This is a genomic window from Pseudomonas sp. R43(2017) (genome assembly GCF_002112345.1).
GTDB classification, from domain to species: domain Bacteria; phylum Pseudomonadota; class Gammaproteobacteria; order Pseudomonadales; family Pseudomonadaceae; genus Aquipseudomonas; species Aquipseudomonas kribbensis.
The window spans coordinates 78,742-90,301 of the sequence record NZ_NEHJ01000007.1; the positions used below are offsets into that span (position 1 = coordinate 78,742).

Below are 11,560 nucleotides of genomic sequence, written 5' to 3' on the forward strand. Positions count from 1 at the left end.
ACAATGCGGCCTCTTTTTCTAACGCTTGGGCGTGATAAACGATGTCGACAGACAAGGTTTCTGTCCACGGCAGTTGGGCTAGCCGCTGGGTTTTCATATTCGCCGCGACCGGTTCGGCCGTGGGACTGGGCAGCATCTGGAAGTTCCCCTACATGGTCGGGGTCTACGGTGGCGGCGCCTTTGTGCTGATGTTTCTGGCGTGTATCGCGCTGATAGGCATTCCGGTGATGCTCGCCGAAACCCTGATCGGCCGCCGTGCCCGTCAGAGTCCGGCCAACGCCTTGAAGGTGCTGGCTCTCGAAGCCGGACACTCGGGCAAGTGGTCGTGGGGCGCGTTCGCCGGGATGATCACGGCGTTGCTGATCCTGTCTTTCTATAGTGTGGTCGGCGGCTGGTCGCTGGATTACATCATTGATATGGGGCGCGGGGACTTCCAGGGGGCGACGGCCGAGCAGGTCGGTGCCTATTTTGGCAATGTCATCGCCGACCCATGGCGCATCACGCTGTGGCACACGGTGTTCATGCTGCTGTCGGCGGTGGTGATCGCCAAAGGCGTGGTCGCCGGGCTTGAGCGCAGCCTGCGGATCATGATGCCGTTGCTGTTCGTGATGGTGCTGGTGTTGCTGGGTTACAGCATGACCACCGGGCACTTCATGGAAGGCGTGCATTTCATGTTCGACTTCCACCCGGAGAAAGTCCTTGATGGCTTGCTGCCGGCCATGGGCCACGCGTTCTTCTCCCTGAGCGTGGGCGTGGGCTCGATCATGATCTACGGCGCCTACATGACCAAGGAAGCCTCGCTTTCCGGCACTGTCGTGGGTGTGGCGCTGCTCGATACCTTCGTTTCGCTGGTGGCCGGTCTGGCCTTGTTTCCGATTGTGTTCGCCGGCGGTTTGAACCCGAGCGAAGGTCCGGGGCTGATGTTCGTCAGCCTGCCATTTGCGTTCGGTAACGTGCTGTTCGGCCAGTTGATGGGCGTGGTGTTCTTCGTTCTGGTGGCGATTGCTGCGTGGAGTTCGGCGATTTCCCTGCTGGAGCCGATGGTCGCCTATCTGGTCGAGCGGACTAAAATCAGTCGTGCGTGGGTGACATTCTGGTTGGCGTTCACCTGCTGGTTTGTCGGTCTGGGCACGGTGTTTTCCTTCAATATCTGGAAGGAAGCGAAATTTTTCGTGAACGAAGGCGGGATGTTCCATCTCTACCAATGGGGTGCCGCAGGCGGTCTGGACTTCTTTGGTGTGATCGACTTCTTCACCTCGCGGATCATGTTGCCGCTCGGCGGGCTGTGCTTTGTGCTGTTTGCCGGTTGGGTGATGGGGCGTGAGGCGGTGCGTGACGAATTGTCGATTCGCAGTCCGGCGCTGTTCGCCCTGTCTCTGTTCTTGATGCGCTATGTGGCGCCCATCGGCATTCTTGTAGTGTTTGCCACCCAGCTCTGGAAGTGACGCTTACATGACGACACATATTCAACGATCAGCGCTGCTGCCTTACCCGGCGCAATTTCTCTATGACCTGGTCAATGACGTGGCGCGTTATCCGGAGTTTCTGCCGTGGTGTTCGTCTGCGGAAGTCCTGGAAAGCTCGCCTGAACACATGCGTGCCAGCGTCGGTGTGGCCAAGGGCGGCCTCAGCCAGCACTTCGTGACGCGCAATACCCTGGTGCCGGGGCAATCGATCGAGATGAACCTTGAGGAAGGTCCGTTCAATCAATTGCACGGGGTCTGGGTGTTCAAGGCGCTGAACGAGAAGGCCTGCAAGATCAGCCTCGATCTGTCCTTCGATTATGCCGGCCCGCTGGTGCGCGCCACGCTCGGGCCGCTGTTCAATCAGGCGGCCAACACTCTGGTGGATGCTTTCTGCCAGCGCGCCAAGCAGATGCATGGTTGAGCCGGTGATCGAAATAGAAGTGGTGTACGCGGCGGTTGATCGTCAGGTGTTGCGTACGATCAGCGTGGCAGAGGGTTCGACGGTGCGGGCTGCACTGTCGGCCAGCGGCATCGATGCCGACTTTCCCGAGCTGGATCTGGCGGGTTGTCCGGTCGGGATTTTCGGCAAAGTGATTGCCGATCCGGATGTGCGGGTTGTTCAGGCGGGGGATCGTCTCGAAATCTACCGACCGCTGCTGGCTGATCCGAAAGAGGTGCGCCGGTTGCGGGCCGCCAAGGCCGCCGAGGCTAAAGCCGGAAAACAGTGATTGCACTGATCTGCAGGCAATAAAAAACCCGGAATTTCCGGGTTTTTTATTGCGTCGCAAATTATTGCGGCGAGGTGTCCAGCGGCTCTGGTGTCGGAACCGGAACGGTTTCCACACCATCGACGTCCTTCTGGATCTGATCCAGCAAGGAACCTGGCTTGACCGGTTTTTCCGGTTTTGGCTTCTCGGCGTTTTCGGCAGGAGCGGTCACGCTGGTGCCACTGTCCTTGCCGAGAATGGCTTCGTCACGGCTCACGCCTGGCATGAAGTCACCGGACAGGCTGACAAGGCGGTCGTTAGAGTCGAAAATGACACTCATGCGTTCCTGCTGGCGTTCACCGCCACCAGGTTGCAGGCTGTACAGATAATCCCAGCGATCGGCATGGAACGTGTCGACAAGCAGAGGGTTGCCCATGATAAACCGTACTTGCGGCCGGGTCATTCCCGGGCGTAACTGGTCTATCATGTCCTGCGTGACGACATTGCCCTGCTGGATGTCGATTTTGTAAACCCCGGGGAATGAACAACCGGCGAGTGCGAGCAGTCCCACAAAGGTGAAACTGGTTAGCAAGAGCTTGGTGTTTTGCATCGGTGGGCGACTTCCACTATCTTGGCTGGGACAACGTAAACGCCGATCATACCCGCATTAAGAGAAGCTGCGAAGCAGCATCGCGAGAAAGCTGACCATGGTTGAAAATAGCGAACTACGCAAAGCCGGCCTCAAAGTGACCCTGCCACGGGTCAAGATCCTGCAAATGCTCGACTCTACCGAGCAGCGTCACATGAGTGCCGAGGACGTCTACAAGGCGTTGATGGAAGCTGGCGAGGACGTCGGTCTGGCCACGGTCTACCGTGTTCTGACCCAGTTCGAAGCGGCTGGCCTCGTGGTCCGTCACAACTTCGACGGTGGCCACGCGGTATTCGAATTGGCCGACGGTGGCCACCACGACCATATGGTCAACGTGGAAACCGGTGAGGTTGTCGAATTCGTCAGCATCGAAATCGAAAAGCTCCAGAAGGCAATTGCCGAAGAGCACGGTGTCGAGTTGGTGGATCACAACCTGGTGCTGTACGTACGCAAGAAAAAGTAAGCATGTCGCGCGAATTTCAGGTTCGCGAAACGAACGAAGGCGACCCAAGGGTCGCCTTCGTGCTTTCTGTCGTGCTTAAACCTTTGCCGTAACGACCATCTTCTTGGCGTGTGCCAGAGACTCTTTGGTCAGATCGATGCCGCCGAGCATGCGTGCGACTTCTTCTATACGGTCATTTTTGCTCAGTTTCGACACGGCAGTGTGAGTCGCCTGATCGCCCCGTACCTTGTGCACAAATAAATGCTGATGGCCCTGTGCGGCCACTTGCGGCAAGTGTGTAACGGTCAGGACCTGACCGCGTTCGCCCAGGCGTCGCAGCAACTGGCCGACAATCTCGGCGGTCGGGCCGCCGATGCCGACATCCACTTCGTCGAATACCAGCGTCGGCACGCGTGAGGTCTGGGCGGTGATGACCTGAATCGCCAAGCTGATCCGCGAGAGTTCGCCGCCGGAGGCCACTTTGGCCAAGGCCTTTAATGGTTGGCCAGGGTTGGCGCTGACCAGCAGTTCGACCTGTTCGAGTCCGTTGGGCAGGAGTTCGCCGCTGGCGTTGGGCCGCAACTCGATGGTGAAGCGTCCTCCAGGCATGCCGAGGCGTTGAATCTCCTGTTCCACCGCGCTTGCCAGACTGCCGGCAGCCTGATGGCGCAGATCGCTCAACTCGCGAGCCTTTTCCTGATAATGACGGGCATATGAAGCAAGTTCTTCACCCAGGCGCTCGATGGATTCGTCGTTGGCATTCAGGGTTTCGATTTCATCCAGCAGTTTTTGTTGCATCTCGGCGACTTCGGTCGGCTGGATCCGGTGTTTGCGTGCCAGGGTGTAAATGGCATCAAGGCGTTCTTCCAGATATTGCAGGCGCAGCGGATCGGCGTCGAAGTTGTCGAGGAAGCGGTTGAGTTCGCCGACAGCCTCTTCGACCTGGATCTGTGCGCTGGTCAGCAAACTGCTGGCTTCGCCCAGGGCGCCGATCGAGTTGTTCACGCTGGACAGGCGATTGAGGCTGGCGGTCAGCGCATTCAGCACATTGCCGGAATCGCTTTCGCTGCATTGTTCGACCACTTGCCGGCAGATGCCCAGCAGGGTTTCGGCGTTGGTCAGGTTCTTGTGTTCCTGCTCCAGGTCTTCCAGCTCGTTTTCGCCTAAACCCAGGTTCTCCAGTTCTTCGAGCTGGTAGCTGAGCAGTTGATGGCGTGCGCGTTGCTCGTCGCCGGAGTTGGACAGGCGTTCCAGCTCCTGGCGGGTCTGGCGCCAGCGCTGGGCGGCCAGTTGTACCTGTCGGGCCAGATCGGTGGCGCCGGCGTACTCGTCGAGCAGGCGACGGTGGGTATCGGTCTTGAGCAGGGATTGGTGTTCGTGCTGGCTGTGGATGTCGATCAGCAGCTCGCCGAGGGCCTTGAGGTCGCCGAGCGGGCAGGGCGTGCCGTTGATATAGCCACGGGAGCGGCCTTCCGAGGTGATGACCCGGCGCAGGATGCACGGGCCGTCGATTTCCAGGTCGCGCTCGGCCAGCCAGGCGCTGGCTTCTGGGATGTCGGCCAGGTCGAAGGTCGCCAGGATGTCGGCCTTGTCGGCGCCCGGGCGCACCACGCCGCTGTCGGCGCGATCGCCCAGGGTCAGGCCGAGGGCGTCGAGCATGATCGACTTGCCGGCGCCGGTTTCCCCGGTAATCACGCTCATCCCGCGATCGAGTTCGAGATCGAGATGTTCAACGATGGCGTAGTTGTGTACGGACAGGTGCACCAGCATAAAGGCCGCTCCCAGGCTTTAGGTCTGGTTATTTATACAGTGTTTTGTTTCGGCCTGACAATGCCCTCGCTTAGCTCGATTGGCTTGATCCGATCAAATGCTTATCGCGCCCGGGAATGACAATGCAGCACTTTTTTGTAGGGTTAATCATTGTCAGCCCTTGAAGCCTGATTTTGCGGCCCCATATACCGGGGCAGAAGCGCGAATCGAACTCGCGGACGATATTGAAAGGAGAATTCTATGGCTGACGAACAGACAGTAGATACGCAAAATCCAGAAGCCAATCAGGCGCCCGAGGCTTCGGGTGATGACCTGGCGACCCGTGTACAAGTGCTCGAAGAGCAATTGGCCGCCGCGCAGGATCAATCTCTGCGCGTAGCTGCCGATCTGCAGAACGTCCGCCGCCGTGCCGAGCAGGACGTAGAGAAAGCTCACAAGTTTGCACTGGAAAAATTCGCCGGCGACCTGCTGCCGATCGTCGACAGCCTGGAGCGCGGCCTCGAGCTGTCGAGCCCGGACGACGAAAGCATCCGTCCGATGCGCGAAGGTATCGAGCTGACGCTGAAAATGTTCCAGGACACCCTCAAGCGCTATCAGCTTGTAGCTGTCAGCCCGCAGGAAGGCGAACCGTTCAACGCCGTGGAACATCAGGCAATGGCCATGCAGGAAAGTGCGGACCTGGAACCGAACAGCGTTCTGAAAGTGTTCCAGAAGGGCTATCAGCTCAATGGCCGCCTGCTGCGTCCGGCGATGGTCGTGGTCAGCAAGGCGCCGGCGCCAGTTTCGCCTTCGATTGACGAGAAGGCTTGAAATTAGCCGCAAGGCCCCCATTTAGAAGTCAAGCGTTTAAGTATTACCGCAGTTAGCCACCACTGCTGCGGCAACCAAATCCAAAGTTTCGGGAGAGTGAACATGGGCAAAATTATCGGTATCGACCTGGGGACTACCAACTCCTGCGTCTCCGTGCTGGAAAACGGCGTAGCCAAAGTTATTGAAAACGCCGAAGGCGCGCGTACCACGCCGTCGATCATCGCTTACGCCAACGATGGCGAAATCCTGGTCGGCCAGTCCGCCAAGCGTCAGGCTGTGACCAACCCGCACAACACACTGTTCGCGGTGAAGCGTCTGATCGGCCGCCGCTTCGACGAAGAAGTCGTGCAGAAAGACATCAAGCTGGTGCCTTACAAGATCGTCAAGGCCAACAATGGTGACGCTTGGGTCGAGGCCTCCGGCAAGCAGATGGCTCCGCCGCAAATCAGCGCCGAAGTCCTGAAGAAAATGAAGAAGACCGCCGAAGACTACCTCGGCGAAGCAGTGACCGAAGCGGTGATCACCGTTCCGGCCTACTTCAACGACAGCCAGCGTCAGGCGACCAAAGACGCCGGTCGCATCGCCGGTCTGGACGTAAAACGTATCATCAACGAACCAACCGCAGCTGCTCTGGCTTACGGTATGGACAAGGCCAAGGGCGATCACACCGTGATCGTTTACGACCTGGGTGGTGGTACCTTCGACGTTTCCGTGATCGAAATCGCTGAAGTTGACGGCGAGCACCAGTTCGAAGTACTGGCCACCAACGGTGATACCTTCCTGGGTGGTGAAGACTTCGACATGCGTCTGATCGACTACCTCGTCGACGAGTTCAAGAAAGAGTCCGGCATGGACCTGAAGAACGATCCACTGGCCCTGCAGCGTCTGAAAGAAGCCGCTGAGAAAGCCAAGATCGAGCTGTCTTCTTCGCAGTCGACCGACGTCAACCTGCCGTACATCACTGCAGATGCGACCGGTCCTAAGCACCTGAACGTGAAGATTTCTCGTGCCAAGCTCGAGTCGCTGGTCGAAGACCTGGTGAACCGTACCATCGAGCCATGCCGCATCGCTCTGAAAGACGCCGGCATCGACGCCAGCAAAATTGACGACGTGATTCTGGTCGGTGGCCAGACTCGTATGCCTCTGGTGCAGAAGGCCGTTACCGATTTCTTCGGTAAAGAAGCTCGTAAAGACGTGAACCCGGACGAAGCCGTTGCCATGGGTGCTGCGATTCAGGGCGCCGTTCTGGCCGGTGACGTGAAAGACGTTCTGCTGCTCGACGTCAGCCCGCTGACCCTGGGTATCGAAACCATGGGCGGCGTGATGACCGCGCTGATCGAGAAAAACACCACGATTCCTACCAAGAAATCGCAAGTGTTCTCGACTGCCGATGACAACCAGGGCGCCGTGACCATTCACGTCCTGCAAGGTGAGCGCAAGCAAGCCGCACAGAACAAGTCCCTGGGCAAGTTCGACCTGGCCGAGATTCCACCAGCGCCACGCGGTGTTCCACAGATCGAAGTGACCTTCGACATCGACGCCAACGGCATCCTGCACGTCGGCGCGAAAGACAAGGCGACCGGCAAAGAGCAGAAGATCACCATCAAGGCCAACTCCGGCCTGTCGGATGAAGAAATCCAGAAGATGGTGCGCGACGCCGAGCTGAACGCCGAGGAAGACCGCAAGTTCGAAGAGCTGGCCGCTGCCCGTAACCAGGGTGATGCACTGGTTCACTCGACTCGCAAGATGATCGCTGACGCTGGCGACAAAGTGACTGCAGAAGAGAAGACTGCAATCGAAGCGGCCGTGGTTGCCCTGGAAGCCGCCGTCAAAGGCGACGACAAGGCTGCCATCGACGCCAAGGTTGAAGAGCTGTCGAAAGTCTCGGCTCCGGTTGCCCAGAAGATGTACGCCGAACAGGCTCAGCCTGCCGAAGGCGCGGCACCGCACGCAGAGAAAGCTGAAAAGGCTGACGATGTTGTCGATGCCGAGTTCGAAGAAGTCAAAGACCACAAGTAAGTTGTTGGTCGGCCGGTTGACTGCCTTTGGGCACTGACTGGTAGGATGTCGCCGCGCGGGAGCTTGCTCCCGCGTTGGCGTATCTGGAATACGCGAATTTTTACAGCATGCGACAAGCTTCGCGTGTTGGCGGTATGGCCGGAAATGCTCCTGCTTTTCGCGCCGCAAGTACCGCATGAATCAAAGACCAGGATCGTTGAATTGACGTGAGTTGGGTCCGGGCCTGTATTGGGGCTCAACGAGTTTGGCGAAGCTCAGGAGGGGTTTGCCGAACGTCCTTAAGAGTGCAAAGACTTATGGCAAAGCGTGACTATTACGAAGTGTTGGGTGTTGAGCGTGGCTCAAGCGAAGCGGACCTGAAAAAGGCCTATCGCCGTCTGGCGATGAAGCATCACCCGGACCGTAATCCCGATGACAAAGCGTCGGAAGAGCTGTTCAAAGAGGCCAACGAGGCCTACGAAGTGCTGTCCGATTCCAGCAAGCGTGCAGCGTACGACCAGTACGGTCATGCCGGCGTGGACCCAAGCATGGGCGGCGGCGGTGCAGGCTTTGGCGGTCAGAACTTCTCCGATATCTTCGGTGATGTCTTCAGTGACTTCTTCGGTGGCGGTCGCGGCGGCTCCCGTGGCGGCGCCCAGCGTGGCAGCGACTTGCGCTACACCCTGGAGCTGAACCTGGAAGAAGCGGTGCGCGGTACCACCGTGAATATCCGCGTTCCGACACTGGTCAATTGCAAACCGTGCGACGGTTCGGGCGCCAAGAAAGGTTCGTCGCCATCGACGTGCCCGACCTGCGGCGGTATCGGCCAGGTGCGCATGCAGCAGGGCTTCTTCTCGGTGCAGCAGACCTGCCCGCGCTGCCATGGCCAGGGCAAGATCATTTCCGATCCGTGCGACTCCTGCCACGGTGACGGTCGTGTCGAAGAATACAAAACCCTCTCCGTCAAAGTACCAGCCGGCGTTGATACCGGTGACCGCATTCGTCTGTCCGGCGAAGGTGAGGCGGGTACTCAGGGCGGGCCGACTGGCGACTTGTACGTTGTGATCAACGTGCGTGAGCACGCGATCTTCCAGCGTGACGGCAAGCATCTGTTCTGCGAAGTACCGATCAGCTTTGTCGATGCGGCGCTGGGTGGCGAGCTGGAAATCCCGACCCTCGACGGTCGCGTGAAGCTGAAAATTCCGGAAGGAACTCAGACCGGCAAGCAGTTCCGCGTGCGCGGCAAAGGCGTAGCGCCGGTGCGTGGCGGTGGTGCGGGCGACCTGATGTGCCGTGTGGCGGTCGAGACGCCGGTCAATCTGAATCGTCGTCAGCGTGAATTGCTCGAAGAATTCCGCAGCTCTCTGGCGGATGACAACAGCCACTCGCCGAAAACCACCGGTTGGTTCGATGGCGTGAAGCGCTTCTTCGGCGATCTGTAAGGAGTCGGCATGCGACGTATAGCTGTGATGGGTGCCGCTGGGCGCATGGGCAAGATTCTGGTTGAGGCTGTGCAGCAGCGCGCGCCGCTGACCGGTTTGACGGCGGCCATTGTTCGCCCTGGCAGTACGCTGATCGGGGTGGATGCCGGTGAGCTGGCTTCGCTCGGTCGAATCGGCGTGCCGTTGTCCGGGAATCTGGAATCGGTCGCAGAAGAGTTCGATGTGTTGATCGACTTTACTCTGCCGGAAGTCATGCTGAAAAACCTGGCCTTCTGCCGCAAGGCCGGCAAGGCGATGGTGATCGGTACGACCGGCCTGGACGCTGCCCAGAAGCAGTTGCTGGCCGAGGCAGGCAAGGATATTCCGATCGTGTTCGCGGCCAACTTCAGCGTTGGCGTCAACCTGTCACTGAAGCTGCTCGACATGGCGGCTCGCGTGCTGGGTGATGATGCGGACATTGAAATCATCGAAGCCCATCACCGTCACAAGATCGATGCGCCGTCGGGTACGGCCCTGCGCATGGGTGAAGTGATTGCCGGTGCGCTGGATCGTGATCTGCAGAAGGTCGCGGTCTATGGTCGCGAAGGCCACACAGGTGCGCGTGAGCGTGAAACCATCGGTTTCGCCACTGTTCGCGGCGGTGATGTGGTGGGCGATCACACGGTGCTGTTCGCCTGTGAGGGCGAGCGCCTGGAGATCACTCACAAGGCTTCGAGCCGCATGACGTTTGCCAAGGGTGCCGTGCGTGCAGCGTTGTGGCTGGATGCTCGTGAACCGGGTCTTTACGACATGCAGGACGTGCTCGACCTGCGTTGAACCTTGTTTGAACCCGGCGCAAACGCCCTGTTTGCGCCGGGTTTGCTCCGCCTGGCGACGCCCTGTCGCATTCTCCGGCCTTTCGGGCTCATTGGCGGTAGACCAAAAATCCCTTTTTCTGTAAGCTACAGCTTTAGTGTGTCCACTAAAAGCGCGCAGAATAATTCAGTGAAGAAGCGGGGTGACGTGTCCATACGTCACTCCGCTTTTTTACAACCTGCGATTGCCCTTTCATGCGTTATTTACGGGAGGTCTTCTTGACTAAGCCAGCCATACTCGCCCTTGCTGATGGCAGCATTTTTCGCGGCGAAGCCATTGGAGCCGACGGTCAGACCGTTGGTGAGGTGGTGTTCAACACCGCAATGACCGGCTATCAGGAAATCCTTACCGATCCTTCCTACGCCCAACAGATCGTTACCCTGACTTACCCGCACATCGGCAACACCGGCACCACGCCGGAAGACGCCGAGTCCAATCGCGTCTGGTCCGCTGGCCTGGTCATCCGTGACCTGCCGCTGGTAGCGAGCAACTGGCGTAACACGATGTCCCTGTCCGACTACCTGAAAGCCAACAATGTTGTGGCGATCGCCGGTATCGACACCCGTCGCCTGACCCGCATCCTGCGTGAAAAAGGCGCACAGAACGGCTGCATCATGGCCGGCGACAACATCTCCGAAGAAGCGGCCATCGCCGCTGCGCAAGGCTTCCCGGGCCTGAAGGGCATGGACCTGGCGAAAGTCGTCAGCACCAAGACCCAATACGAATGGCGCTCCACTGTCTGGGATCTGAAAACCGACAGCCACGCGACCATCGAAGCCTCCGAGCTGCCATATCACGTGGTTGCCTACGACTACGGCGTCAAGGTCAACATCCTGCGCATGCTGGTCGAGCGCGGTTGCCGCGTCACCGTAGTGCCGGCGCAAACTCCGGCTGCCGACGTGCTGGCCCTGAATCCGGATGGCGTGTTCCTGTCCAACGGCCCTGGCGATCCGGAGCCTTGCGACTACGCGATCAAGGCGATCAAGGAAGTGCTGGAAACCGAAATTCCGGTGTTCGGCATCTGCCTCGGCCACCAGCTGCTGGCCCTGGCCTCCGGCGCCAAGACCCTGAAAATGGGCCACGGCCACCACGGTGCCAACCACCCGGTTCAGGATCTGGACACTGGCGTCGTGATGATCACCAGCCAGAACCACGGTTTTGCGGTTGACGAAGCGACCCTGCCAGCCAACGTCCGCGCGATCCACAAATCGCTGTTCGACGGCACCCTGCAAGGCATCGAGCGCACCGACAAGAGCGCGTTCAGCTTCCAGGGTCACCCTGAAGCGAGCCCGGGCCCGAACGATGTGGCCCCTCTGTTTGACCGCTTCATCAACGAGATGGCCAAGCGACGCTAAGCGCTCGCCTTGAGACTGTAGCGAGAAGCCCCTCGAGGGCGGCCCCGGAACCGGCGGCCCCCTCGG

The 11,560-nt window shown here is 59.2% G+C and carries 11 protein-coding genes; 9 read left to right on the forward strand and 2 right to left on the reverse strand.

The window, feature by feature from the left end; translation table 11 throughout:
• Positions 1-41 precede the first annotated feature (41 nt).
• Genes CAG02_RS20045 through CAG02_RS20055 form a run of 3 tightly spaced genes read left to right on the forward strand, consistent with a single transcriptional unit; the run spans position 42 to position 2,194 of the window.
• A complete protein-coding gene (locus tag CAG02_RS20045; RefSeq protein WP_085711861.1) occupies positions 42-1,445 on the forward strand; it encodes a sodium-dependent transporter in 1,404 nt (467 codons plus the stop codon).
• A gap of 7 nt (positions 1,446-1,452) precedes the next feature.
• Complete coding sequence (locus CAG02_RS20050) at positions 1,453-1,887, forward strand: type II toxin-antitoxin system RatA family toxin (RefSeq protein WP_003221509.1); 435 nt, start codon at positions 1,453-1,455, stop codon at positions 1,885-1,887.
• A complete protein-coding gene (locus CAG02_RS20055; RefSeq protein WP_085711860.1) occupies positions 1,880-2,194 on the forward strand; it encodes an RnfH family protein in 315 nt (104 codons plus the stop codon). Before CAG02_RS20050 ends, CAG02_RS20055 begins: the two co-directional genes overlap by 8 nt.
• A 61-nt stretch (positions 2,195-2,255) precedes the next feature.
• On the opposite strand, the gene CAG02_RS20060 is transcribed toward CAG02_RS20055, so the two are convergent.
• Positions 2,256-2,783, reverse strand: a complete 528-nt coding sequence (locus CAG02_RS20060) for an outer membrane protein assembly factor BamE (protein WP_085711859.1) — start codon at positions 2,781-2,783, stop codon at positions 2,256-2,258.
• 97 nt (positions 2,784-2,880) lie between these two features.
• On the opposite strand from CAG02_RS20060, the gene fur reads away from it, so the two are divergent.
• Positions 2,881-3,285, forward strand: coding sequence for a ferric iron uptake transcriptional regulator (gene fur / locus CAG02_RS20065; RefSeq protein WP_064119476.1), 405 nt, complete (start codon positions 2,881-2,883; stop codon positions 3,283-3,285).
• A gap of 75 nt (positions 3,286-3,360) precedes the next feature.
• Here fur and recN read toward each other — a convergent pair whose 3' ends face one another.
• Positions 3,361-5,034 carry a DNA repair protein RecN gene (gene recN / locus CAG02_RS20070; protein ID WP_085711858.1) on the reverse strand — a complete coding sequence of 558 codons (1,674 nt, stop codon included), beginning with the start codon at positions 5,032-5,034 and terminating at the stop codon, positions 3,361-3,363.
• A 240-nt stretch (positions 5,035-5,274) separates the two neighbouring features.
• On the opposite strand from recN, the gene grpE reads away from it, so the two are divergent.
• The 5 genes from grpE (at position 5,275) to carA (ending at position 11,494) form a co-directional block, all read left to right on the forward strand.
• On the forward strand, positions 5,275-5,844 hold the full coding sequence (grpE, locus tag CAG02_RS20075) for a nucleotide exchange factor GrpE (RefSeq protein ID WP_085685597.1): 570 nt from the start codon (positions 5,275-5,277) through the stop codon (positions 5,842-5,844).
• Between the two features lie 102 nt (positions 5,845-5,946).
• Positions 5,947-7,863, forward strand: coding sequence for a molecular chaperone DnaK (dnaK, locus tag CAG02_RS20080; protein ID WP_085711857.1), 1,917 nt, complete (start codon positions 5,947-5,949; stop codon positions 7,861-7,863).
• Between the two features lie 296 nt (positions 7,864-8,159).
• Positions 8,160-9,284 carry a molecular chaperone DnaJ gene (gene dnaJ, locus CAG02_RS20085; RefSeq protein ID WP_085711856.1) on the forward strand — a complete coding sequence of 375 codons (1,125 nt, stop codon included), beginning with the start codon at positions 8,160-8,162 and terminating at the stop codon, positions 9,282-9,284.
• A 9-nt stretch (positions 9,285-9,293) separates the two neighbouring features.
• Positions 9,294-10,100, forward strand: coding sequence for a 4-hydroxy-tetrahydrodipicolinate reductase (gene dapB, locus CAG02_RS20090; RefSeq protein ID WP_085711855.1), 807 nt, complete (start codon positions 9,294-9,296; stop codon positions 10,098-10,100).
• A 257-nt stretch (positions 10,101-10,357) separates the two neighbouring features.
• Positions 10,358-11,494, forward strand: coding sequence for a glutamine-hydrolyzing carbamoyl-phosphate synthase small subunit (carA, locus tag CAG02_RS20095; RefSeq protein WP_085711854.1), 1,137 nt, complete (start codon positions 10,358-10,360; stop codon positions 11,492-11,494).
• Positions 11,495-11,560: the final 66 nt, after the last annotated feature.

Excerpts from the sequence above, each read along its gene's own strand:
- CAG02_RS20045 (WP_085711861.1), top strand. The coding sequence starts at position 42 with ATGTCGACAGACAAGGTTTCTGTCCACGGCAGTTGGGCTAGCCGCTGG.
- CAG02_RS20050 (WP_003221509.1), top strand. The coding sequence starts at position 1,453 with ATGACGACACATATTCAACGATCAGCGCTGCTGCCTTACCCGGCGCAA.
- CAG02_RS20055 (WP_085711860.1), top strand. The coding sequence starts at position 1,880 with ATGGTTGAGCCGGTGATCGAAATAGAAGTGGTGTACGCGGCGGTTGAT.
- CAG02_RS20060 (WP_085711859.1), bottom strand. The coding sequence starts at position 2,783 with ATGCAAAACACCAAGCTCTTGCTAACCAGTTTCACCTTTGTGGGACTG.
- fur (WP_064119476.1), top strand. The coding sequence starts at position 2,881 with ATGGTTGAAAATAGCGAACTACGCAAAGCCGGCCTCAAAGTGACCCTG.
- recN (WP_085711858.1), bottom strand. The coding sequence starts at position 5,034 with ATGCTGGTGCACCTGTCCGTACACAACTACGCCATCGTTGAACATCTC.
- grpE (WP_085685597.1), top strand. The coding sequence starts at position 5,275 with ATGGCTGACGAACAGACAGTAGATACGCAAAATCCAGAAGCCAATCAG.
- dnaK (WP_085711857.1), top strand. The coding sequence starts at position 5,947 with ATGGGCAAAATTATCGGTATCGACCTGGGGACTACCAACTCCTGCGTC.
- dnaJ (WP_085711856.1), top strand. The coding sequence starts at position 8,160 with ATGGCAAAGCGTGACTATTACGAAGTGTTGGGTGTTGAGCGTGGCTCA.
- dapB (WP_085711855.1), top strand. The coding sequence starts at position 9,294 with ATGCGACGTATAGCTGTGATGGGTGCCGCTGGGCGCATGGGCAAGATT.